Raw genomic sequence first — 24,075 nt, forward strand, 5'->3', positions numbered from 1 at the left:
CGGAACTCCTAGCGGCGCTTGCGGGGTGGAAGAGCGGCGTGCGGCGGTGGCGTGGAGACGGGAGAAGCGGGCGGAGCTGCAGCGGGATTCGGTGCGCTGTCGATGTCGGTCGCGATGTGTTCCCAGAAGCGTTGCTGGGTGTCGATGCCGATACTCTCCAGATGGGGTTGCATGAAACTCATGGCCTGCTCGAGATGACGGAAGAACGTGCGTTCGCCGGATTGCACGTGCTCGATCGAGCCGCGCCACTCCCGTACCGTGTCGTCGCCGTCGCCACGCTCTCCCCAAACCCGGACGATGAAGGCGGCGGTTCGGTCCTCCAGCAGTGCCATGCCCGCGCTCCGGGTGAGGTGGATTCACGCTAGGCCGCCTGCATCACCGATGCATCACCGCCAGATCACCGGTGAATCACCGCGCCGTCTTCCCGTGTGATGCAGCAGTGATGCATCGCGACGTGCCGCGCAGGCAGCGTCGGTCCACACGCCTGGTTGCCGGGGCGCGTACGGGTTGGAAAAGGGACAGCATGGGCAAGCGATGGCGCGTCACCAGCTAGTCGCCACTGTGGCTCCAGCCGGTACCCCAGTCGGTATCCCAGTCGGGCAGCGCAGGTTGCAGAGAGGGTCGGCCGTGCGCATCGCGCAGCAGCGGCGCCTCGGCCGGGTCGCACGCCGGGACGGCGGCATTCGCCTTATGCGGCAGGCCGCACTTCGTACGCCATGCACCGGGCTCGCCGATGGTGCAGCAAGGCAGCTGCGCGCGATGGACCAGGCTGGTTGCAGCAGCGCAGCGCCGCAACGAACACGCAGATACCCACGCGCTCGGCATCGGGCAGCGCGGCGTGCGCCAGTGTTGGAGAACTCAGGGTTCCAGGAACTGCAGGCTCAATTGCAGTTGCGCATCTGCCGCGGCCAGGCCACGACGTGCGTTTTCGATCAGCATCTGTGCGTGCTGGCCGGCGCTGTCGGCAAACGCGAAGGGGCGTGCAGCAGGTGCAGGCACCGTTTCTTCTACGCTGGTCCCGATGGCACCGTCGGCAATGCGGTGATAGAGCGTCATCGTTTCGCGCATCGGTTGGATCGCAAGCTCGCGCCGCAACAGCTCGCGGCAGCGCTCGAACTGGCATAAGGCATGTGCGCGTTGTCCGTTGAGTACGAACAATTGCATCAGTGCGCGGTGCACATCTTCGCGCAGCGCGTCGCTGTCCAGAATCGCTTGTGCATGCCGGATTCCTTCGCCGTAGTCGCGCCGGATCGTGGCGATCTGAACCAGGCGCCAGAGCGCGTTGAGATAACTGCGGCGATGTTTTTCGCGTTCGCGCAGCGCCCAATCGTCGGAGACATCCATCAGGATGTCGGAGCGGTACAGCGCGACGCCGCGTTGCAGTCCGGCGATTTCCGCCTCGGTCATCTGCTCGGGTGGCTTGCTCAGGCCTGGCGCGATGTCCTTGCTGAATTCGGCGACATCGAGCCAGACGTCCATCGGGCCATCCAGGCCAATGGCACCGCGCCGGTCGCACACGATCAGATCGCCGTGATCCAGTGGCGGGGATTCGACGATGCGGCGCAGGCGCCACAGAGCGGTGTTGAACGATCCCGCCGTCGCGCCGGCATCGCGTTCGGGCCACAGGCTGGCAATGAGCTCGCTACGACTGAAATACCGATGCTGGCCGATGGCCAGATAGGCCAGCAGACTGCCGCAACGTCCGGAGACCGCAACTGCGCGTCCTTCGTCCTGGGCAACGGAAACCGAACCGAACAACCAGATCCTGAACATCCTCGCCATCCTCGCTCGAATGCAGCCAATGTCCATTCGGCACACCTACGCCTGCGGCCCCTTCCGCGAGCGCCCCATGGTGGGCAAAAAGTCCGATCCACACCGATACGAGACATCCCCTTGTTGTCCCCGCATCCCGTGCCGTAGGACGGCCGGCGTGTGAGGGCGCGATCATGCCACGGCTGTTCGCGCAGGCGTAGCGATGGCGGACAGACGGCAGTCGCGCGTCAACCGCACAGCGGAGGCGCTACGTCAGCATCGCTGACCATGCAGTCGACATCCTGCAGTCGACACCATGCGACGATCGTCCTCCAAGGCCGTTTCCACCGGCTGCACGCGACGGCTTCCCGGGCGAATGCGCGGCATCGCGTGCGGCTTACCAGGCACGGCCTGCGCGGCCGTTTTCGACGGGGCGGCTGCGGGTGAAGACAGGCAGGCGATGCGCCTGCGTATTGACAGCGACACCGACTGGAAAAACACCCATCAGCTTGTGTCGGCAAATTCGTCCGAGCGCTGCGGCCGCACCACGCCGTACGCTGGTCTGATGTTCGATCTGCACGATCGCTATTCGTTGTAGGTCAGCTACACCGGCATCTTCAAACCACGGAACAACCGCGACCGTGGTGGCTGCTATCTCGCCCTGCTGGAAGGCAATCGCTACGAAGTCGGAGCCAAGGGAGTTCCAGGCACTACGTTGCGTCCGTCGCGTGCGCACGTCAGCGATGGAGACGGTGTATGCAGACGGCGCATCTGCTTGCACCGCTGTCGCCAAGACGGCAGTGCTCAGCGCGGCTCGGCCACGATCAACCAGTTGTTGAACGGCGTGTTGCCGTACAGCGGCGCAAAGGTCGCGCGCAGGCCGGCCGCATCCAGGTGGGCCTGCAGGCTGTCGCGGGTGGGGTAGCTGCGCGGCATGCGCTGCATCCAGCCGCTCAGATGCGCCAGCACGTCGGTCACGCGGCTGGTGCGTCCGCGGCCGCTGGCATCGCCCAATGCGCTACGAATCACCAGCTTGGCGCCGGGTGTGAGCATCTGCGCCACGCTGCGCAACAGGCTGGCCTGCATGTCCGACTGCAGATACTGCAGCACGTCCAGAATGGTGACGCTGCCCTGATGCTGCGGCCACGCGATGCTCAGATCGACCACTTCGAACTTGGTAGTGCCCAGATGCGAGCGTTGCGCAATGTGCTGCGCGCGGCGGATCTTGGAGGCATCCACATCCACACCGTGATACGCCAGCGCCTGGCCATCGGCACGCAATGCGTGCGCCAGCAAGCCCAGCCCGCAGCCCAGATCCAGCACCGGCGCAGTGGTGCTGCGCAGCTCGGCCAGCACACCGGGATACAACGGGTCGGTGCGCAGCTTGGCTTGCGTGTAGTAGTAATCGTAGCGGTTGCCGAGCGGATGCTTGGGCAGAAAAGCGCGTGCGATCGCCAGCGCTTGGGCGCGGCTCATCGGTTGGGTGGCGGTGCTGTGCAATGTCGTTCCTTGGCAATCAGGCGTGCTGCGCGGCTAGCTTAGAGCCAGTCGCCCCGATTGCGGTAGGCCCGGTTGGCGGTTTCGCGATGCGCGGCTGCGCGTCGTGGCGCTTTAGGCAGGCGTGTCCACAGATCCGACAGCGCCCAGCGCATCGCGCGCTGCAGGTAGCGCCATCGCTGCCCAACGCGCATACATCGCACCAGAGGGATGCAGGCCATCGTCGACCAGCATGTCGACAGCATCGCCGCCGTCGCGACTGATGGCAGTGATGTCGACAAACCGCACTGAGCGCGCTGCGCAACGCTCTGCTGCCACGCTGTTGAAAGCGTCGATCTGCGCCGCGATCAGCCCCGCATCGCCGCCTTGCGCATGCGCGAATGGTGTCAGCCCCCAATCCGGAATCGACAGCACCACCAAGCGCGCAGCATGACCGCCGGCAAACCCGATCGCACGCTGCAACAACGTATCGAACTGGCTGCGGTACTCGTCCAGCGAGCGCCCGCGGTACTGGTTGTTGACGCCGATCAGCAAGCTGACCAGATCGAACGTGCCCTGCGGTGCGGCCGCGTCGATACCGGCTTGCAATTCGTCGGTGGTCCAGCCAGTGGTGGCGATGATCTGCGGTGGCGCCACGTTCCAACCGTGGGCACGTAGACCATCGACCAACTGCATCGGCCAGCGCTGCGAAGGCTCGACGCCTTCGCCGATGGTGTACGAATCGCCCAGCGCCAGATAGCGCAGCGGCGTACCAAGCGCCGCCATCAAGCGACGCTGCGCGACTTGAGTGGCACCACTTTGGTCACGGCCTCGGCACGGCGTGCCAGTGCGCGGTCGATGCGCGCGAACACATCGCGCATGACGCTGGCTTCCGGCATCAAGGTCACGCGGAAGTGATGGCGGTACGGCACGTTGAAGCTGGAGCCGGGTACGACCAGCACGCCTTCTTCGTTCATCAGATCCAGCGCGAATTCGTGATCGTCGAAATTGCGTGCGGCCGCACCGACCACCGCCGGAAATGCATACAGCGCCCCGGCCGGTGCCACCAGCTGCAGATGCTCGCTGGCCGCGCAGGCCTCGATTACCGCACGACGAGTTTCGTACAGACGGCCACCGGGTGCGCACAACGCGGAAATGGTGTCCGGCCCATTGACCGCGGCATCAATGGCGTACTGCCCCGGCACGTTGGCGCACAGGCGCAAGGCGCCGAGCAGGTCCATCGCATTACGCAGATCGTTGATGCGCGATTGCTCGCCCGACAGCAGCGCCCAGCCCACCCGCCAGCCGCAGGCGCGGTGCACCTTGCTCAGTCCGCCGAAGGTGATGCACGGGTGCGCACCGGCCAGCGGCGCCACCGGCACGAAAGCCGCGCCGTCGTACAGCACCTGATCGTAGATTTCGTCGACCATCAGCAGCAGGTTGTGCTTGGTCGCAATCGCCACGATGCGCTCTAGCAACTCGCGCGAATAACTCGCGCCGCTGGGATTGTTGGGGTTGATCAGCACGATGGCGCGGGTGCGTGAGGACACCAGCGTCTCGATCTCCACCGGGTCCGGCTGGAAGCCGTTCTCCGGCGCGCAGCGGTAATACACCGGACGGCCATCGTTGAGGATGGTGGCCGCCGACCACAGCGGGTAGTCGGGCGAGGGCACCAGCACTTCGTCGCCGGGGTTGAGCAGGGCGCGCAGCGAGAGGTCGATCAGCTCGCTGACCCCGTTACCGACAAAAATACGGTCAGGGTGGGTATCGGGGTGCTGACGACGCGAATACGCCTTGGCGATCGCCTCGCGCGCTTCCGGCAGGCCCTGCTGATGGGTATAGGGATCGGTGCGACCCATGTCGTCGGCAATCGCGCGCTGCAGATGCTCCGGCGCGCGGAACCCGAATGCACCCGGGTTGCCGATGTTGAGCTTGATCAGCTTGCGGCCCTGCGCCTCCAACTCCCGCGCTCGTCGCGCCAGCTCGCCCCGGATCTCGTAGCGGACTTCGGACAGACGCTCGCGGATGGCGAGCGGCTTTTGCGGGGTAGTGGACATGCGACGGGCCGGTTGTAGGCGTGAGGCTTGGCATGGTAGCGGAAATATGACAAGCGGACATGCTTGCATCGGCAACGATGTCAAGTGGGGCTTCAAGCCCGGCTGCAGGTCGATTGCACAAGCCCCTGCGTCCAGCCAGCTAGAATCCCCCGATGAGCGACACAACCCCCAACTACCCCACCCTCCAATCCATTGGCTGGCCCTGGCCCGGTCCTCCTGAGGAGGCTGCCTGGCAGGCGGTGTTTGCCGCGCATCCGCAGGCACTGCCGGCGCGGGTGGTGGAGCAGCACCGTACCGGCTATGTGGTGGCCGATACGCCGGAGGCCAGCCTCAAGGCCGAGTCGTTGCCGGAGTGGCAGCGGCCGCGCTTTCCGAGCCATGAGCGGGCGGCGGTGGGCGATTGGGTGCTGATGGAGGGCAAACGCATCGTGGCGCTGCTGCCGCGGCGCACCTCGATCAAGCGCGGGGCGGCTGGTGAGCATTACCACCAGCAGGTGATCGCAGCCAATATCGATACGGTGTTCATCGTGTGCGGGCTGGATGCGGACTTCAATCCGCGCCGCATCGAACGCTATCTGCTGCTGGTGGGCGGCGGCGGAGCGCAGCCGGTGGTGGTGCTGACCAAGGCCGATCAGACCGAGTACGCCGAGGATGCGTTGGCGGTGCTGGAAGAGCTGGAGGCGCAGAACATCCCGCTGCGTGCGGTCAATGCCAAGGATCCAGAGAGCGTGGCAGCGCTGCGGCCGTGGTTGGGCGATGGACGCACGGCGGTGCTGGTGGGCTCGTCCGGTGCGGGCAAGTCGACGCTGACCAATACTTTGCTCGGCACGCAGAAGATGAAGACCAATACGGTGCGCGAAAACGATTCGCGTGGCCGGCATACCACCACGTACCGTGCGTTGATCCCGTTGCCAACCGGCGCCTGCCTGATCGATACGCCCGGCATGCGCGAGCTCAAGCCAACCGGTGAGGAAGACCTGGCCGAAGGCGGTTTCTCTGATGTGGAAGCGTTGGCGGCGCAGTGCCGCTTCAACGATTGCGCGCATATTGCCGAGCCCGGTTGCGCGGTGCGCGCGGCGATCGATGCCGATACGTTGGATCCGGAGCGTGTGGCCAACTACATGAAGCTGCGCGAGGAAGTGGCCAGCGCAGCCGAAAAGCTCGCCACCCGTGTTGCGCAGAACAATCGCGGCAAGGGCTCGGGCAGGCGCCCGGCCAGCGTCGATCGTCCCGGACGGCGCTGATGCCATCGCGCAAGGGGCCGCCGGACATCGTCCATCACGCGGCGCTGGATGCGCGCCTGGTCAAGGCCGTGCGCGGGGTGCGCCTGCTCGCCCTGGCGAGCTGGCCGCGCTCGCTGCAGGAGCCGTTTCTGCAAAGTGTGGCGCGCGGGCAGCCGGAGCTGCCGCAGGTGGACTACCCGGCGCTGGATTTTGGCGACACCCGACGCGAGCTGGCCGCGATTGCGAAAGCCGCCGATCCGCATCACCCGATCGGCGCGTATCTGATCGATTCGACGCATAGCTGGAGCCTGGCGGCCGGTCTGCTGGAATCGCTGGGCACCAGCGCGGTCAGCGACTATTCGGCGCAGTTGTTCGGCGTGCCCGACGATCCGATGCCGGGCAACGGCCCGACCACGCGCGAAGCGGCGCGGCATTTCATCCAGATCGCGCAGGAACTCGATCGCGAGTTGCTGGCGCCGGAAGAGCAGGTGCCGGTGTCTGCCACCGCCTTGCGCATGCAGCTGCAGAACGATCTGGATGCCTTCTTCGAAGGACGCGTCATCACCGTCACGCTCGATCCGGATCTGCTCGCCAAGGCCGCGGCCGGCGCGCACCGGATCCGTTTGCGCACCGGCGCTACCTTCAGTGATTACGACCGTGCGCAGCTGTTTCATCACGAGGCGCTTGTGCATTCGCTCACCGCGCTCAATGGCCGCGCGCAGGTGCATCTGCCCAGCCTGGGCATTTCATCGCCACGCACCACCGCAACCCAGGAGGGCCTGGCGACGTTTGCGGAGCAGATCACCGGCAGCATCGATATCGAACGCATGAAACGCATCAGCCTGCGCATCGAAGCGATTGCGATGGCGCGCTCGGGCGCCGACTTCATCGAGGTGTTCCGCTACTTCACCGAGAGCGGGCAGAGCGCAACCGAAAGTTTTTCCTCGGCGCAGCGCGTATTCCGCGGTGTACCGACGGAAGGCGGTGGTGCGTTTACCAAGGACACCGTCTACCTGCGCGGTCTGGTCGCGGTGCACACCTTCTTCCGGCACGCCTTGCAGCGCGACCAACTGCAGCTATGCCGTTATCTGTTCGCCGGCAAGATGGCGTTGGGCGATGTGGCGCGGTTTGCACCCTTGTTCGATAGCGGGGTGCTGGTCGCGCCGCGCTGGCTGCCGCCGTGGGTGAGCCGGATCAGCGGGCTCGCAGGCATGCTGGCGTTTTCGCTGTTCGCCAATCGCATCCGCATGGATCAGTTGCAACCGCCGGCAATGAATGTCTGAGATGGCACACAGCGTTCGATGAAATGCGCGTGCGCGATCACATCTTGATCGCGTCGGTGAACCTGCGCATGCAATGCCGCGCGTTCTACACGATGTTGCAACGAACCGGACTGCACACTGCACGCCTCGCCCGTTCTGGGCCATAACACGAGGCAATGCGATGAAAATCTTGATGGTGCTCACGTCCCACGACCAGCTGGGCGATACCGGCAAGAAGACCGGCTTCTGGCTGGAAGAATTCGCCGCGCCGTACTACGTCTTCAAGGACGCTGGTGCCGACATCACCGTGGTCTCGCCAAAGGGCGGCCAGCCGCCGCTGGACCCGAAGAGCGACGAGCCCGATGCGCAGACCGAGGCCACCAAGCGCTTCAAGCAGGATAGTGATGCGCAGAAGGTGCTGGCCACCACGCATCGTCTTGCTGACGTCAAAGCCGACGATTTCGATGCGCTGTTCTATCCGGGCGGCCACGGCCCGCTGTGGGATCTGGCCGAAGACAAGCAGTCGATCGCGCTGATCGAAGCCTTCGCCGCCGCCGACAAGCCGCACGGCCTGGTCTGCCACGCGCCGGGCGCACTGCGTCACGTCAAGGGCAGCGATGGCAAGCCGCTGGTCAACGGTCGCCGCGTCACCGGTTTCACCAATGGTGAAGAAGAGGCCGTCGGTCTGACCAAGATCGTGCCATTCCTGGTGGAAGACGCGCTGACCGAACTCGGTGGAAAGTACGAAAAGAAGGCCGATTGGGCAGTACATGTGATTGCCGACGGCACCCTGGTGACCGGCCAGAACCCGGCGTCGTCGGAAAAGACCGCAGAGACCTTGCTGACGCTGTTGAAGGGTTGAGTGAGAGCGGCGAAGAAGCGTAGCGACTAGTCGTCGTCAAGCGTGGACGGCGCGCGTAGGACCCGACGTGTATGAGTGGTGCATGTTGATTCCGGGTACCGTCCGCGTTTGCCTGGCGACTATGCGCTAGCTTTGTTGGCTACTATTTGCTGTCGAAGCGTTGTCGAGGCGCTGTATTAGTGGTGTGTGTGGTTTGTGCAGCAGCGTTCGCGGACGCGTGTCGCTGCCGCAAACTCAACCTCGGCTGAGCAAGTAACGCTATTGCATGCGTGATAGCGAATCGGCACATCTGCATGGGTGCTGCCGAGTACTGGGAGGCCTAGCCATTCCCGCGCAAGACACTCCAGCGCAGTGGCTCAAGACATTCCAGCGCAGTGGCCGTAAGACGCGCCCACGCGATGACGTAAGCACACGTGGTACCAATGCAGTAACGCTAGCCCCTCTCCCGTCGGGAGAGGGGTTGGGGTGAGGGTACGGTTGACGCATCGCCAGGACCCCGCGTCCGCATCGTTCAAACAAAACGCACCAACCAGCTCCCGTACTGCAGGCAGTGCACGGCGGAGGTCATCGACCAAGACCAGCAAGTGCCTTGCTCAAGCAAAACGTACCAACCAGCGCCCGTACTGCAGGCAGCGCGAGGCGCAGGTCATGGATCAAGACCGGCGAGTGCGTTGCTCAAGAAGAACGTACCAACCAGCGCCCGCACTGCGGGCAGCGCGAGGTGCAGGTCATCGACCAAGAACCGCAAGTGCAACACTCAAGCAACATGTTCCAACCAGCGCCCTTACTGCAGACAGTGCAGAGCGCAGGTCATCGACCAGCACCCCGCACCCGCATCGCTTAGTCGATACGTTGCAACCAGCGCACCGCATACCCAGGCAGCGCAAGACGCAGATCATCGCCTAGCGGTTCTGCAACTGCATCGTGCTTGTCCGCCAACACCTGCCAACGGCCACTCAACCTACCTGCAAGCGCCACGTCGAGCGGTTGATCGCTGAAGTTGTGGACGGCGACAAAGCTGTCGCCACGTGTCAGCGCAAACAACTGCGCGTTCTCTAGCTCCACACTGCCCAACGGTTGATCTGCAGCAAGTGCCGGTAGTGCTGTGCGTTGCTGGATTAATGCGTGCAACCGCTGATAGACCTGCCCGCTCAAGCTGCTGTTGTCGTGGCGCTGCGCGGCGCGCTGCCAGTCCATTGCCGGGCGATGCAACCAGCGGCCTTCGTGCTTGCGCTGCGTATCCATGCGGTAGCTGATGTCGTTGGGCAATGCGAGTTCGTCGCCCATGTAGATCAGTGGCACGCCCGGCATTGCCAGGGCAACCGCGTAGAGCAGCACCAGCCGGTCCACTGCCATGGCCAAAGCTGCCGCATCACCCGCATCGTGCGCCGCCTGGATGCCGGCGAGTGCGGCCGCCATGCCGTTGGTGCCGTGTACGCCATCGCCGCTGCTCTGGAAGCTTTCGCCACGCGCGTAGCTGCCCGGTAGCGCATTGGCGTAGAAGCGCGCGACATCGCGCAGTGAAAACGCCGGTTGCGTGGCATTGCCCGCGGCTTCGTGCTGCAACACATTCCAGCCGATGTCGTCGTGGCAACGCACGTAGCTTAGCCATGCGCAGTTGGACGGCAGCGGCGGGCTGTGTGCAATGACCTGATGCAGAATGTCGCCGCGTTGCAGCGCCAGGGCCGACCACCCAGCTGCCATCAGCGTGCTGTGGTAGGCCAGGTGGCATTCGTGGCCTTGATCGGCGCCGCTGCCGAAGTAGGGCGGCAGTTGACTCATCGGCACGATGGCTTCGGCCTTCATCGCCACCGACGGCGCAACGATGTCGGCGACCGCACGCAGCGCCACCAGCAAGGTATGCGCCTCGGGCTGGTTCATGCAGTCGGTGCCGGTGCGCTTCCACAGATAGGCGGTGGAATCCAGACGGAAAGCCTCTACCCCGAGGTTGGCCAGCTGCAGCATCGCCAGCGCCATGTCGCCGAACACGGCCGGGTTGCTCCAGTTCAAATCCCATTGATAGGGATAGAACGTGGACCACATCCATTGTGCGGTGTCGTCCACCCAGGTGAAGTTGCCCGGTGCGGTATGCGGAAACACCTGCGCCAGCGTTGTTTCGTATTGATCGGGCAGACTGCGGTCGGCGAAGTGATGGTAGTAATCGAGATAGCGTGCATCGCCCGCGCGTGCGGCTTGTGCCCAGGCGTGATCGTCGGCGGTGTGGTTGAGCACGAAATCCGCACACAGGCTGATGCCCGACGCGCGCAGCCGCGTGGTGAGCGCAACCAGGTCGTCATTGCTGCCCAGGCTCGGCTCCACCTGGCCGTAGTCGCTGACCGCAAAGCCGCCGTCGTTGTCGCCGGCGCGTGCGCGCAGAAACGGCAGCAGATGCAGATAGCGCACGCCCAGTTCCTGCAGGTAGGGCACGCGCTCGGCCACGCCCTGCAAGGTTCCGGCGAAGCGGTCCACGTAGGCACTGTAGCCCAGCATGTGCTGTGCGCCGAACCAGCCCGGCTTGCGGGTGGCGTCGAGCTGTTGCAATGCCTGCGGGCGGTGTTGCGCGCTGCTGCCGAGCGCGCCCAACCACTGCGTCAACCACGCTGCGTAATCGGGGCGTTGCCCATACAGCGACTGCAGTGCATCCAGCAGACGCGGTGCATGTTCGTCAAAACGCGCCAACAACGGCTCGGCGCGCCGTGCATCCAGCGGCGCGGCAAAGGCCGCGCGTGATGCGGTGGAATCGATGGGGGAGGTGCTCATTGGAAGCCGCCGGGCCTGGGCCCGGCGCGGGGTCCTTAGAAGTCGTAACGCAGGCTGATGCTGGTGGTGCGGCCGGCAATCGAGCGCGCGCGGATGATGCCGTTGGCCGGAATCGTGGCTTCTTCGGCTTCGGTCAGACCAAAGGTGTTGAACAGGTTGTTGACGTTGAGCGCGACAGTGAGCGAATCGGTCACGCGGTAGTCGCCGAACAGGTTGACCTGCGTATAGCCGGGCATCTTCAGCTGGTTGGAATCCTGCGTATAGGCGTCGGTGGTGCCGATCAGATTCACGCCGAACTGGTAGCCGTCGCCGCGATAGCTCGGGGTGAGCTGCCAAACGAAATCAGCCTGGCGACGCGGCACATTGCCGGTATTTTCCGGGGTGATCTGGTCGCGGGAAATTTCTGCATCGGTCCAGGTCAGGCCGCCGTTGACGGTGAAGCCCTCGTAGCGGTAGCTGGCTTCCAGCTCCACGCCGTGCGCTTGGTAGCTGCGGTTGAAGAAGCGCTGGCTGGTGACTTCGAAGTTCTGTTCCTGGGTGCGCGCAGAGAAGGCGGTGGCGAACAGGCTCAGCCCGTCGCGACGCCACTTCAGGCCGGCTTCGGCTTGGCGCACCACGTTGACGCCTTCATCGGACGACACTGAGCCGTCGTCGCGCACCACGCCGAACAACAGGCGATCGGCGTTAGCGCGTGCGCCGCGGCTGATGCGGGCGAATGCACCTAGATCGTCGCTGATCAGGTAATTGCTGCCCAACGAATACGACAGGTAGTTCCAGTCGTAGTCCACCGGGCGTGCGTTGGCGGTGTCCACCGTGGCCACGCGTTGTTCCACCGGCTGGATCACGCGGTCGCCGTTGACGTCCAGGTTTTGCGCAATCGCAGTGCCGCTGTAGCTGCCGCGCGCATCGCCCATGTCGTAACGCAGGCTGCCGTCGATACTGAACTTGCCGCTGTCGAAGGTGAGCGCGACATACGGCGCGTTGACGTCGTAACGCACGTCGTAGCTGCGGGTGATGCAGCAATCGCCCCAGAACGGTGTGCCGTAGGCATACAGGCCGTTCTGCGAGCGCGACACGCCTGCCGCGTCGACTACGTTGAGCAGGCGCGAGTCGCGACCCAGGCTCTGCACGTAGGAGTTCCAGGTCCAATCCATATCGATGGTCTGGCGCGAGCTGTAATAGCCCATGCGCAGATTCAGCGTGCGGCCGTCGCCATCGAACTCGCGCGAGAGGCTGAGGTCGTTGGTGACGTTGCCCAGATCGTTGATGGCGACGTTGAACAGATGCGTGCGGATGGCATTGCCGGTGTAGGCCTGGCCGGCATTCGGGCCACCGGCCTCCACCAGCTGCGCGCCGGCGCCACCGATGGACGATGCCAGCGAGGCGGCGTCGGTGACTTCGGCCGGGAACGGGCTGACGAAGCGGCCACTGTTGTCGGCGATGCGGAATTTATCGCTCAGGTTCCAGCCATTGCCCAGGTCGAACCAGGCTTCGGCGCCGATGGTGCGCGAGATCGGGTGCATGCCGTCGCCCAGGTCGGTGCGGCGCGGCTGATTATTGCCATCCAGGCCGACATCGGTGCGGAAATTGCGGCTGTACAAGGTGTCGTTGCCAGGATCGAAACCGGGGAAGCCGCCCAGGTCCGGCGAGCCGTCGCGGCCACGCACCGAGGTGGGCACCGGCAGGTAGCCAGCGGCGCGGTCGTTGAGGTATTTGCCGTACACACGCACGTAGCCGTTCTCGAACAGACGGGTGAGGTTGGCCTTGAGTTGGCCGCCCTTGTCGGTGGTGTAGCCGGCATCGCGCACGCCGTCGCCCTGGCGGAAGAAACCACCGATGTTGAACTGCCAATGCTCGGCGAACGGCGCGCCGTAATTGAAGTCGATGCGGGTGTTGTCGTAGTCCAGACCGCGACTGACGCCGACGCTGCCGCCTTCGGTGTCGCCGGTCTTGCTGATGAAGTTGATGATGCCGCCGGGCGCATTGCTGGTGAACGTCGACGCCGAGCCGCCGCGGATGGCTTCGATGCGATCCATCGTGAAATCCGAGCGCAGGAAGATATCGGCGTTGCCGAAGGCGATATCGCCGAACTCCATTATCGGTAAACCGTCTTCCTGCAGCTGCAGGAACTTGGCGCCACCGGAGGCGACCGGCAGGCCGCGCACGGCGATGTTGGCGTTGCCTTCGCCACCGCTGGACTCGGAGCGGATGCCGGGAATGTTGCGGAAGATTTCAGCGGTGCTGCGCGGCGCCGATTGTTCGATCGCCTCGGCGCCGACGGTGCTGACCGACACGCTGGACTTCAACTTGGTGGTGGCGGTGGAGGTGCCGGTGACGAACACCGAATCCAGATTGACCGCGGCGCTGTCGGCAGCCGGCGGAGTGGCGGGCGCGGCAGCGGCGTCCTGAGCCGGCGCGGCGGGCGCGCACAGGTAGGAAACGACCGCGCAGGCCAGGGCATGCAGGCGCAGGGTGTGCAAGGTGGACATCGCGATTCTCTCTCTCACAGGTGGTGGTATGCCGACGCCTGCATCGTCCCCTCCCAGGGAATGGCCGTGCGGCCTGCAGCGCGAGCGCAGTAATACGCTCGAATACAATCGATTGCAATCTTGCGTTGCAGCATTTGATCTGGATTCGCTAGTCTCAATTTCCTTAAAGACTGCGTGTTGCGGCGCAGCGTTACAATCGATTGCATAAGCCGCAGGGTACAGTGCGCTGCGGCCACTGGGAGCCGCACCGATGCCCAGGGCCTTGCATGTCGTCGACCGCTCCTCCGCTTTCTTTCGCGCGCATCCTGGCGCTCAACGCCGGTTTCTTCGGTGTGCAGTACAGCTTCGGGTTGCAGCAGAGCAACATGAGCCCGATCTACAACTACCTGGGCGCCGACCACGCCAGCCTGCCGTACCTGTGGCTGGCCGGGCCGATCACCGGGTTGGTGCTGCAGCCGTTCGTCGGCGCCTGGAGCGATCGCTCGGTGACGCGCTGGGGCCGCCGCATGCCATACATGGTGCTGGGCGCGCTGGTGTGCAGCCTGTGCCTGCTGGCGATGCCGTTCAGTACCGCGTTGTGGATGGCGGTGTGCCTGCTGTGGGTGCTGGATGCTGCCAACAACGTGGCGATGGAGCCCTACCGTGCGTTGGTCAGCGACGTGCTCGCGCCACCGCAGCGGCCACTTGGGTATCTCACGCAGAGCGCGTTCACCGGCCTGGCACAGACGCTGGCCTATCTCACTCCGCCGTTGCTGGTGTGGTTCGGCATGAATCAGGATGCCGCCAACGCGCACCATATTCCGTACATCACCATTGCTGCGTTCGTGATCGGTGCGGGGTTTTCCGCCGCGTCCATCCTGATCACCGCGCGCAGCGTGCGCGAGCCTGTGATTGCGCCGGCCGAGATTGCGCGCATGCGTCAGACCGGTGCCGGCCTGGGCGCGACCGTGCGCGAAATCGTCAGCGCCCTGCGCGCGATGCCGCCGACCATGCGCCAGCTGGCGCCGGTGATGTTGTTCCAGTGGTACGGGATTTTCTGCTACTGGCAGTACATCGTGCTGTCGCTGTCGACCACCTTGTTCGGCACCACCGACGCCACCTCGCACGGGTTTCGCGAGGCTGGTCTGGTCAATGGGCAGATCGGTGGGTTCTACAATTTCATCGCGTTTCTGGCGGCCTTTGCGATGGTGCCAGTGGTGCGCCGCTTCGGCCCCAAATACACGCACGCAGCCTGTCTGTTGGCGGCCGGCGTCGGTATGTGGCTGTTGCCTGGCATCGAAAATCGCTGGTTGTTGTTGTTGCCGATGATCGGCATCGGGCTGGCCTGGGCCAGCATGATGGGGAATCCGTATCTGATGCTCGCCGACAGCATTCCGCCCGAGCGCACCGGCGTGTACATGGGCTTGTTCAACCTGTTTATCGTGCTGCCGATGCTGATCCAGATCGTCACCCTGCCGCTGTATTACGAGCGGTTGCTGCACGGCGACCCACGCAACGTGATCCGTCTGGCCGGTGCGTTGATGCTTGCCGCAGCGGTAGCAATGCTATGCGTGCGCATTCGTAAGCCCAAGGCTGTAGCGGCGTAACCGCTACGTTTGCGTTGTTATGCCGGCACAGTAGCGAGTATGAGCGTGCGGCCGCCGCCGCACAGCGCGCACGCTCTTACGATTCCCGATTCCCGATTCCCAGCCTCACGCCGACTCGCGCACCACCAGCTTCACCGCCATTTCCACCGATTCCACGGATTCGCCCGCGATCAGCGCCAACAGCCGGTCCACCAGCAGGCGCGCGGCCAGACCGAGATCCTGCCGCACGGTGGTCAGTGGTGGCTGGCTGTAGGCGGCCAGCGGAATATCGTCGAAGCCCACCAGCGAGATGTCCTGCGGCACGCGATGGCCGGCTTCGACCAGGGCGCGGATGGCGCCCACGGCGATCACATCGGAGGCCGCAAATAGCCCATCCGGCGGGTCGGTCTTCTTGAGCATGGCGCGGGTGAGGCGGTAGGCATCCTCGCTGACGAAATGGCTGCGCGCATGCAGGCGGGTGTCGAATTCCAGCCCGTGCTGCTCCAATGCGTGACGGTAACCGGCAAAACGCGGCGCCACTTCGGGTAACTGGTCGTCGCCCAAAAACGCGATGCGCTTGCGGCCGCTGGCGATCAGGTGTTCGGTGGCGAGCGCGCCGCCCTGAAAATTGTCGCTGCCCACGCTGATGTAGGCCTGCCCATCGATGCGGCTGCCCCACACGGCCATCGGCAGGCCATCGCGCGCGGCTTCGTCCAGCGCGGCATGTTCGGAACTCTGCCCGAGCACGATCACGCCATCGGAGCGGCTGCCGCGCGCAAGCTGTTCCACCCAACCATCCTGGTGCCGGTCCAGCTTGGACAGCAGCATGCTGTACCCGCGCCCGGTGAGTTCTTCGGCCAGCAACGCCAGCATGGTCATCAGAAACGGATCGGATAGCGGTTGATCCAGTGCGTGCATCATCGGTACCGCAACGCTCACCGTGTTGGAGCGTTTGGCGCGCAAGCTGCGTGCGACCGGGTCGACCTGATAACCAGCATCGGCGGCAATCTGCTTGATGTAGGCGCGGGTGCGCTCTGCCACCACCGGACTGCCGGCAAGGGCGCGTGACACAGTGGACTCGGACACGCCCGCCATGCGAGCGATGTCGGCCATCTGCGGGCGTGCATTCTGCGAGGTGCGTTCTGAGGGTTTGGCCATGGCAGCGCACTGCGGAAAAGCCAGAGTGTAATCAGTTCGCACTAGAGGCGGGTTGTTCGCGTAGTGGCGGCCGCTTGTGCGCAACGGCGCAACGCTATCGCGCACACGGGTCCTAGCTTTGTGATCGCGGCTGGGTGTGGCGTGCCGGCAGGGTGCTGCGGCTGGGCAGCGCGTCATTGTGCATCCGCACGTGCGGGGCCAAGAACCGCCAATAACCCGTAGCGAGCGGCTGCCAAGCAGGTGTGGGGCGCACAGCAACTGGAGTGTGACGCCTCAGACCTGCCGATGCCGAACATCGACCGCTCCTGTTTGCCGGTCGCGGAGTCGTTTTGTTGGTCGCGTTGCGTGATCGCGGCTGGCGTGCCGGCGTGCACTCCGACAAGCGCTTGCGGCCCACGGTTTGTGTCAGCCCATGTAGAGGCCGCCGTTGACCGCGTAGTCGGCACCGGTCACATAAGCGGCATCGTCGGAAGCCAGCCACGCGCACAGGCCGGCGACTTCAGCCGGCTTGCCCAGCCGACGCATCGGCACCGAGGTGGCCAGGCGGTCGAGCACGTCCGGCGGAAAACTGCTGATCGATGCACTGGCGATATAGCCGGGCGAAATGGTGTTGACGGTGACCCCGCGCGAGGCGACTTCCTGCGCCAGCGCACGGCTGAAGCCATGCATCGCAGCCTTGGCGGTGGCGAAGTTGATTTGGCCGATCTGACCCTTGTGCGCACTGACCGATCCGATGTTGACGATGCGTCCCCAACCACGCGACGTCATGCCATCCACCACCTGCTTGGAGATGTTGAACAGCGAATGCAGGTTGCTGGCGATCACCGCATTCCAGTCGTCGCGCGTCATCTGCCGGAACAAGGTGTCGCGGCTACCGCCGGCGTTGTTGACCAGTACATCGATTTCGCCGACTTCGGCCTTGACCTTGGCGAACGCGGCAACCGTGGAATCCCAATCGGCAGCATTACCTTCGGAGGCGACAAAGTCGAAGCCCTGCTCGCGCTGCTCGCGCAACCAGGCCGATTTACGCGGCGAATTGGGCCCGCAACCGGCAACCACGGTATGCCCGCTGCGCGCCAGCTTCTGGCAGATCGCGGTGCCGACACTGCCCATGCCGCTGGTGACGTATGCAATACGAAGCGTCATTGGTGTAACTCCTTTGGAGTTGGGAATGGGGAATGGGGAATCGGGAGTGGGGAATCGGTAGAGCAGGAGCCGCCGTTGCGGCCTGCGTTCTCCATGTGGAAGTCAGGAACCGTCACGACGGCACAGCGCCGCTCTTACGATTCCCGATTCCCGACTCCCCATTCCCGGCGCGCGATCAGCGCGCCAACGGAAACAGACCAAACAACAACCCGCCGCCAAGCATCAGCATCGAAATCAGCACCGCCCACTTGAGCGTGAAGCGTTGATGGTCGGCAAAGTCGACCTTGGCCAGGCCGACCAGCAGATAGGTCGATGGCACCAACGGGCTGAGCAGATGCACCGGTTGGCCGGCGAGCGAGGCGCGGGCCATTTCCACCGGAGTGATGCCGTAGTGGCCGGCCGCTTCGGACAGGATCGGCAACACGCCGAAGTAGAACGCGTCGTTGGACATGAAGAACGTAAACGGCATGCTGACGATCGCCGTGATCACCGCCAGATACGGGCCCCAGCTATCCGGGATCACTGCCAGAAAACTGCGCGACATCGCCTCCACCATGCCGGTGTTGGACAGGATGCCGGTGAAGATGCCGGCGGCAAAAATCAGCGACACCACCGACAACACATTGCCGGCGTGATTGACCAGCCGGCGGCGTTGCTCGGCCAGATTGGGGTAGTTGATCATCAGTGCCAGCGCGAAGCCGATCATGAACAGCACCGGCATCGGCAGGATGCCCACCACCAGTGCGGCCATCAGCGCCAGGGTCAGGATCAGATTGACCCACAGCAGCTTGGGACGCTTCATGTCCTCGGTGTCTTCCACGCGCGGCAAGGCGTCGTTGTCTTCGGGAATGCTGGTGTCCAGCCAACTGCCATCGGCCGGCAAGCGCACCACGCCCAGGCGGCGGCGCTCGCGCATGCCCAGATACCAGGCCAGCGCGATGATGCCGGCAATCGCCAGCAACATCGCCGGCACCAGCGGCACGAACACATCGGCCGCATCCACGTGCAGGGCCGTAGCGGCGCGTGCGGTCGGGCCGCCCCACGGAGTGAGATTCATCACGCCGCTAGCCAAGATGGTGACGCAAGTGAGATTGAGCGCATTCATGCCCAGGCGCTGGTACAGCGGCAGCATCGCCGACACGGTGATCATGTAGGTGGTGGAGCCGTCGCCATCGAGCGAGATCAGCATCGCCAGGATCGCGGTGCCCATCACGATCTTCAGCGGGTCGCCCTTGACCAGCCGCAGGATGCGCCCGACCAGTGGATCGAACAGCCCGGCATCTATCATCACCCCGAAGTAGAGGATGGCGAACATCAGCATCACGCCGGTGGGCGCGATCTTCTTGATGCCCTCGAGCATCATGTCGTTGATGCCGGTGCCGAAGCCGCCCAGCAGTGCGAACACGATCGGCACCGTGATCAGAGCCACCAGCGGCGACAGCCGCTTGCTCATGATCAGGTACATGAAGGTGATCACCATTCCGAAACCGAGCGCGGTCAGCATGCGGGCAAATCCTTTGGGGCGTGCAGCAGGGAGAGGGTGGAGCGCACCGCTGCGCAGGGCGCGCTGCGGTGGTGATGCGAAAACCTAGAAGCGCGAGTCATTGCGCGACTGCCAGAACAGCAAAGGTGAACGCCGTTGCGCGTGTAAGGCGCTCGCGCTGCATCGCTGCGACGCACGCCAAAACACCTTGAAAACCTGGCGTGTCGCAGCAGCGCATCAGAAGTCGTACTGAAACCGGCCGGTCACTGCCAGCGTGTGATCGACCACCGCATTCATCGTGCGGTCGCGGTTGCGGCTGTCGATCACGTTGAGCATCACGCGCAGGTTGGGCTTGAAATACCAGTTGCCGCCGAGCGTCCAAGACTGCGTGCTGGCATCGATGAAGTTGGGCTGGCCATCCAGATTTTGGTCGCCGCGCATGTAGTCGTAGCGCAATGCCAGCTCGAACGCGCCGCTGGGGCGATTGGGCGTCTTGATGCGGCTGAAGCGGCCGGTCTTGCGATCGTATCCGCGCGATTCGCCGGTAACGAACCAGCTGACCAGGCCATAGCTTGCCAACACCTTGGCATGCTGGCTGCCATCGTCGAGCAGGCCGCCGCTGAATTCGCTCTGCCACGACCAAGGGCCCAGCACTTCGGCATATTCCAGCGACCACTTGTCGAAGTCGGTATCGCGGCCATCGGCAAACCGCGCCAAGGTGATGCGGCTATTGTTGGCGAGATCGTTTTCAGGGCGCGGGCGGATCAACAGGGATGCCGCACCATCGCTGCCCGGATGCGAATAGCGCTCATGCGCCAGTGAAATGCCGAGGTGACGCAGGCGCGCTTCGCCCATCTCCGGCGCAAAGGTCAGACGTGTCCCCAGCGCACCGCCCTTGGTGGACGAGTTGTCGATACTTTCCAGGCTGTAGAGCGCCGTGGACCAAGTGGCATCGGGGCGATTGGCCTGCCAGGAAATGGCCTTGCGATAGATCGGCGCCAGCGTGGTGGAGGCATAGCCGCGTTCCAGAAACGGGCCATAGTTGGAGCCGGTGCGGTCGTCCAGCGAAAAGTACTGCTTGAACTGGCCCACGGTCAGCGTGCCGGCAGAAAACTTCTTGGCGATATAGACATCGCGGGCCAGGATGCCGCGGCTGCCGGATTCGTACTGCAGGCCAGCAAATTCCGCCTCGGCCTTGTAATTGAAGCCATAGAACTTGCCTGCCACATCCAGCCACACGCGGCGGAACTGGGTGTCGTTGCGCTCGGGCGTGCCGCGTTCGTCGTTGTCGAACACGGTGAAATCCCAGTGCACGCGCCCACCTACCTCGGCAGTGACCGGGCCCGCGTCATCGGCCGCGTGCGCCGCCGGTGCCAGGCAGATCGCCGCGCAAGCGGTGAAGGCGCGCAGACGCAAAGTGTCGTTGATCACAGACCCTCCCAGGTACATGTGTGAATCACGTTCAGCGATGCACCACGACGACTGCCGTGGCGCGTTGGCTGCAGCCTAGTCCCGCAAAGCTGTCATGGACCTGTCAGGGCGTGGGAATGGGGAATCGGGAATGGGGAATCGCAACAGCGCAATCGCCAAAGCGGAAGAGCTTTTGTCTGCCTAGCCTGTTACCTTCCGGCCGCAACGACATGCTGTTCCGATTCCCCATTCCCTATTCACGATTCCCCGCCCAATGCGCCTGCTGCTAGTCGAAGACAATGCCGATCTCGCCGATGCCATCGTGCGGCGCATGCGCCGTAGCGGGCATGCGGTGGATTGGCAGGCCGACGGGTTGGCGGCGGCCAGCGTGCTGCGCTATCAGAGCTTCGATCTGGTGGTGCTGGATATCGGGCTGCCCAAGCTCGATGGGCTGCGCGTGCTGGCCGGGATGCGCGAGCGTGGCGATACCACGCCGGTGCTGATGCTCACCGCGCGCGATGGCATCGAAGACCGCGTGCAGGCGCTGGACGTGGGCGCGGACGATTACCTTGGCAAGCCGTTCGATTTTCGTGAATTCGAAGCGCGCTGCCGTGTGTTGCTGCGCCGCAATCGCGGGCAGGCCAGCGAGGTGGTGCAGATCGGCGGATTCGTATTCGACAACGCTGCGCACACGGTGATGCTCGACGGTGCACCGATCGAATTGCCCAACCGCGAATACCGCCTACTGGAAATCCTGATCGGGCGGCTGGGTCAGGTGGTCGGCAAGGACGAAATCGGCAACGGGCTATTCGGCTTCGACGACGATGCCGGGCCCAATGCGATCGAACTGTATGTGGGCCGTCTGCGCCGCAAACTGGCTAGTGCGCCGTTACACATCGTCACTGTGCGCGGTGCCGGTTACAAACTCGAAGAAGCCGACCCGCATGCGCCGGTGGAGCCGGGTAGCGATGGCTGATCCGCTGACGGTGGCGCCGTCGATCCGGCGCACCTTGCTGCTGTATCTGGGCAGCCTGTCGCTGCTGGGGGCGGTGGTGCTGTTTTTTGCGGCACGCGATTACGGCGAGCGTGCGGCCAACCGGTCTTACGATCACCTGCTGGTGTCCTCGGCGCTGTCCATCATCGATAGCGTGGCGCTGGTCGGTGGCGACTGGCAGGTGGATCTGCCTTACGCCTCGCTGGATCTGCTGGGCATGGCGCCGGAAGATCGCGTGTTCTACCGCGTATTCGATGCGCAGGGCCACACCATCACCGGCGAAGACACGTTGCCGTTGCCGGCGCGCGCGCCCAGCGATGAGCGCCCGTTGTTGTTCGATGCGCAGTACAGCGGCGAGCCGGTGCGCTTTGCGGTGGTGATGCATCGCGTTGCCTCGGCCTCGGGGCAGGGCGAGGTGCGCGTGCAGGTGGGCCAGACCCGGCGCGCGCGCGATGCGGTGGCGCGCGATGTGGTGCTCAATGCCTTGGTCGCAATCGGCGTGTTGTCGCTGCTGGCGTTGGGATTGGTGTGGCTGGGCGTGTACCGCGCCTTGCGGCCGTTGCAGCGCATCGAGCGCGACCTGTCGCGTCGCGAGCCATCGGATCTGAAGCCGCTCAACGTGCCGGCGCCGCAGGAAATGCAGTTGATGGTGACCGCGCTCAATCGCTTCATGGCGCGGCTGTCGTCCAGCAACGAGACCTTGCGTGCGTTCATGGCCGAGGCCGCGCACCAGATGCGCACGCCCTTGGCCGCGTTGCGTGCGCAGGCGCAGCTGGCCATGGACGACGACGACCCGCGCGACATGCAACGCAGCCTGGCGGCGATCGAGCGCAACGCCAGCCACATGAGCCGCCTGCTCAATCAATTGCTCAGCGATGCCAGCGTGATCCATCGCTCCAACCTGCAGCGCTTTGCCACGGTGGACTTGGCCGAGGTGCTGCACCAGGCATTGCATGAAGCGCTGCCGCGCAGCGAAGGCGCGCCACGGGTGCAATTGGCCATCGACCCGCAACCGGCGCTGCTGCGCGGCGACGCCTTGCTGCTGCGCGAAGCGCTCAAGAATCTGATCGACAACGCCTGCAAATACGGCGCGGGCGCGCCGCTGCAGGTGGCGCTGACCAGCGATGGCAATCAGCATGTGCTGACCATTGCCGACCACGGGCCGGGCATTCCGGCCGCCGAAGCCGAGCGTGTGTTCGAGCGTTTCGTGCGCGGTCCGGATGCACCCGCGGGCGGCGCAGGCCTGGGGCTTGCCATTGTCAAGCGCGTGGTCGAAGCGCATGGCGGGCGCATCGATCTGGCCAATCGCATCGGTGGCGGGTTGATCGCCTCGTTGCACTTCGCGGGAGGAACCGCGTGATGCGCAGGCTGTGGGTGATGGTATTGCTGCTGGTGCACGGCATGGCGTGGGCAGCGCCGGGCGATGTGCGGCGCTTTCCCGCGCAGGGGCCGGTGCATGCGCAGCTGCGCGTTCAGGGGTCCACCGATCTGGAAGTGTTCGGCGCGGTCATTCAGGACTACCAGCGCCTGCATCCGGGCACCGAGGTGATCTACGAAGATGTGATTGCCTGGGACATCTATGCGCGCTACCTGCATCCGGGTGCCGGTGCGCCGATGGCGGATATGCTGATCAGCGCCAGCATGGATCTGCAGACCAAGCTGGTGAACGATGGGCACGCGCTGGCTCACCGCTCCGCGCAGACCGAAGCGCTGCCGGCTTGGGCGCAATGGCGGCACGAGGTCTTCGGCATCAGCTACGAGCCGGTGGCCATTGTCTACAACACGCGCAAACTCGACCCATCACGCGTCCCGCGCACGCGACGCCAGCTGTTGGCCTTGTTGCGTGCGCCGGATGCGCCGTTGCGCGGCAAGGTGGGCACCTACGATGTGGCGCGCAGCGGGGTGGGCTATCTGTTCGCCACCCAGGACGGGCAGGTGGGCAGCATTGCCGGCGCGCTGCTGGCCGCGTTGGGCGCAAATCAGGTCAAGCTGGAAGAGCGTACCGGCACCTTGCTCGACCGCGTCAGTCGTGGCGAGTTGCTGCTGGCCTACAACGTGCTCGGCTCCTACGCGCAGGCGCGCATCGATGCCGGCGCGCCGCTGGGCATCGTGCAGCCGCAGGACTACACGCTGGTGGCGCTGCGCACTGCGGTGATTCCCAAGACCGCACCGCACGCACCGGAAGCGCGCAGGTTTCTCGATTATTTGCTGTCGCCACGCGGGCAGCAGGTGCTCTCGCGCGAAGCGCGGCTGATGCCGATCCTGCCGGCCGCCGGTGGTCGTGGCGGCTCGGCGCAACCGCCGTTTCGGCCGATTCCGCTCGGCCCCGGCCTGCTGGTGTATCTGGACAAACTCAAGCGCCGCCAGTTCCTGGAAGCGTGGCGTGCGAGTACGCAGCCGCCGCGGTAGGGCATGGCATTCGCGGTGATGCAGAGCGT

The 24,075-nt window shown here is 64.6% G+C and carries 19 protein-coding genes; 8 read left to right on the plus strand and 11 right to left on the minus strand.

Features of this window, described 5'->3' with window-relative positions:
• Positions 1-8 precede the first annotated feature (8 nt).
• On the minus strand, positions 9-332 hold the full coding sequence (locus tag RQH86_RS11345; RefSeq protein ID WP_115562855.1) for a hypothetical protein: 324 nt from the start codon (positions 330-332) through the stop codon (positions 9-11).
• 526 nt (positions 333-858) lie between these two features.
• Positions 859-1,773, minus strand: a complete 915-nt coding sequence (locus tag RQH86_RS11350) for a BTAD domain-containing putative transcriptional regulator (protein ID WP_311238538.1) — start codon at positions 1,771-1,773, stop codon at positions 859-861.
• A 295-nt stretch (positions 1,774-2,068) separates the two neighbouring features.
• Here RQH86_RS11350 and RQH86_RS22905 point away from each other — a divergent pair, with 295 nt between their 5' ends.
• Positions 2,069-2,350 (plus strand): hypothetical protein, encoded by a 282-nt coding sequence (locus RQH86_RS22905; RefSeq protein ID WP_332798101.1) that lies wholly within the window; start codon positions 2,069-2,071, stop codon positions 2,348-2,350.
• Between the two features lie 206 nt (positions 2,351-2,556).
• On the opposite strand, the gene RQH86_RS11360 is transcribed toward RQH86_RS22905, so the two are convergent.
• From RQH86_RS11360 to RQH86_RS11370, 3 genes are all read right to left on the minus strand, one after another.
• Positions 2,557-3,228, minus strand: a complete 672-nt coding sequence (locus tag RQH86_RS11360; RefSeq protein WP_115554574.1) for a methyltransferase — start codon at positions 3,226-3,228, stop codon at positions 2,557-2,559.
• A gap of 135 nt (positions 3,229-3,363) precedes the next feature.
• Positions 3,364-4,014, minus strand: a complete 651-nt coding sequence (locus tag RQH86_RS11365) for an SGNH/GDSL hydrolase family protein (protein WP_311238537.1) — start codon at positions 4,012-4,014, stop codon at positions 3,364-3,366.
• Complete coding sequence (locus tag RQH86_RS11370) at positions 4,014-5,285, minus strand: pyridoxal phosphate-dependent aminotransferase (protein ID WP_311238536.1); 1,272 nt, start codon at positions 5,283-5,285, stop codon at positions 4,014-4,016. The genes RQH86_RS11365 and RQH86_RS11370 overlap by 1 nt, the downstream gene beginning before the upstream one ends.
• 152 nt (positions 5,286-5,437) lie before the next feature.
• Here RQH86_RS11370 and rsgA point away from each other — a divergent pair, with 152 nt between their 5' ends.
• The 3 genes from rsgA to RQH86_RS11385 all read left to right on the plus strand — a co-directional run bounded on the left by rsgA (position 5,438) and on the right by RQH86_RS11385 (position 8,632).
• Complete coding sequence (rsgA, locus tag RQH86_RS11375) at positions 5,438-6,529, plus strand: ribosome small subunit-dependent GTPase A (RefSeq protein ID WP_311238535.1); 1,092 nt, start codon at positions 5,438-5,440, stop codon at positions 6,527-6,529.
• A complete protein-coding gene (locus RQH86_RS11380) occupies positions 6,529-7,791 on the plus strand; it encodes a flavohemoglobin expression-modulating QEGLA motif protein (protein ID WP_055848338.1) in 1,263 nt (420 codons plus the stop codon). Before rsgA ends, RQH86_RS11380 begins: the two co-directional genes overlap by 1 nt.
• A gap of 160 nt (positions 7,792-7,951) precedes the next feature.
• On the plus strand, positions 7,952-8,632 hold the full coding sequence (locus tag RQH86_RS11385) for a type 1 glutamine amidotransferase domain-containing protein (protein WP_311238534.1): 681 nt from the start codon (positions 7,952-7,954) through the stop codon (positions 8,630-8,632).
• A gap of 840 nt (positions 8,633-9,472) precedes the next feature.
• On the opposite strand, the gene RQH86_RS11390 is transcribed toward RQH86_RS11385, so the two are convergent.
• Complete coding sequence (locus RQH86_RS11390) at positions 9,473-11,392, minus strand: amylosucrase (RefSeq protein WP_311238533.1); 1,920 nt, start codon at positions 11,390-11,392, stop codon at positions 9,473-9,475.
• Between the two features lie 35 nt (positions 11,393-11,427).
• Positions 11,428-13,881 carry a TonB-dependent receptor gene (locus RQH86_RS11395; RefSeq protein ID WP_311238532.1) on the minus strand — a complete coding sequence of 818 codons (2,454 nt, stop codon included), beginning with the start codon at positions 13,879-13,881 and terminating at the stop codon, positions 11,428-11,430.
• 266 nt (positions 13,882-14,147) lie between these two features.
• Here RQH86_RS11395 and RQH86_RS11400 point away from each other — a divergent pair, with 266 nt between their 5' ends.
• Positions 14,148-15,467: an MFS transporter gene (locus RQH86_RS11400; protein WP_115584540.1), complete on the plus strand. Its 1,320-nt coding sequence runs from the start codon at positions 14,148-14,150 to the stop codon at positions 15,465-15,467.
• Positions 15,468-15,572: 105 nt separating this feature from the next.
• Here RQH86_RS11400 and RQH86_RS11405 read toward each other — a convergent pair whose 3' ends face one another.
• The 4 genes from RQH86_RS11405 to RQH86_RS11420 all read right to left on the minus strand — a co-directional run bounded on the left by RQH86_RS11405 (position 15,573) and on the right by RQH86_RS11420 (position 20,664).
• The gene (locus tag RQH86_RS11405) at positions 15,573-16,604 is read right to left on the minus strand and encodes a LacI family DNA-binding transcriptional regulator (protein ID WP_115528878.1); all 1,032 of its coding nucleotides are present in this window, start codon (positions 16,602-16,604) and stop codon (positions 15,573-15,575) included.
• 405 nt (positions 16,605-17,009) lie between these two features.
• Entirely contained in the window at positions 17,010-17,750 is a 741-nt protein-coding gene (gene phbB, locus RQH86_RS11410; RefSeq protein ID WP_055848354.1) for an acetoacetyl-CoA reductase, read from the minus strand.
• 175 nt (positions 17,751-17,925) lie between these two features.
• Complete coding sequence (locus RQH86_RS11415) at positions 17,926-19,254, minus strand: CitMHS family transporter (RefSeq protein WP_055848358.1); 1,329 nt, start codon at positions 19,252-19,254, stop codon at positions 17,926-17,928.
• A 216-nt stretch (positions 19,255-19,470) separates the two neighbouring features.
• Positions 19,471-20,664 (minus strand): OprO/OprP family phosphate-selective porin, encoded by a 1,194-nt coding sequence (locus tag RQH86_RS11420; RefSeq protein ID WP_115554566.1) that lies wholly within the window; start codon positions 20,662-20,664, stop codon positions 19,471-19,473.
• 253 nt (positions 20,665-20,917) lie between these two features.
• Between RQH86_RS11420 and RQH86_RS11425 the strand changes: the two genes are divergently transcribed.
• The 3 genes from RQH86_RS11425 to RQH86_RS11435 are packed head-to-tail and all read left to right on the plus strand — an operon-like array spanning position 20,918 to position 24,046.
• Positions 20,918-21,619: a response regulator transcription factor gene (locus RQH86_RS11425; protein ID WP_311238531.1), complete on the plus strand. Its 702-nt coding sequence runs from the start codon at positions 20,918-20,920 to the stop codon at positions 21,617-21,619.
• A complete protein-coding gene (locus RQH86_RS11430; RefSeq protein ID WP_311238530.1) occupies positions 21,612-22,997 on the plus strand; it encodes a sensor histidine kinase N-terminal domain-containing protein in 1,386 nt (461 codons plus the stop codon). The genes RQH86_RS11425 and RQH86_RS11430 overlap by 8 nt, the downstream gene beginning before the upstream one ends.
• Positions 22,997-24,046, plus strand: coding sequence for an ABC transporter substrate-binding protein (locus tag RQH86_RS11435; protein WP_115559154.1), 1,050 nt, complete (start codon positions 22,997-22,999; stop codon positions 24,044-24,046). Before RQH86_RS11430 ends, RQH86_RS11435 begins: the two co-directional genes overlap by 1 nt.
• Positions 24,047-24,075: the final 29 nt, after the last annotated feature.

This window comes from Xanthomonas sp. WCS2018Noco2-27 (genome assembly GCF_031843525.1).
Lineage (GTDB): Bacteria > Pseudomonadota > Gammaproteobacteria > Xanthomonadales > Xanthomonadaceae > Xanthomonas.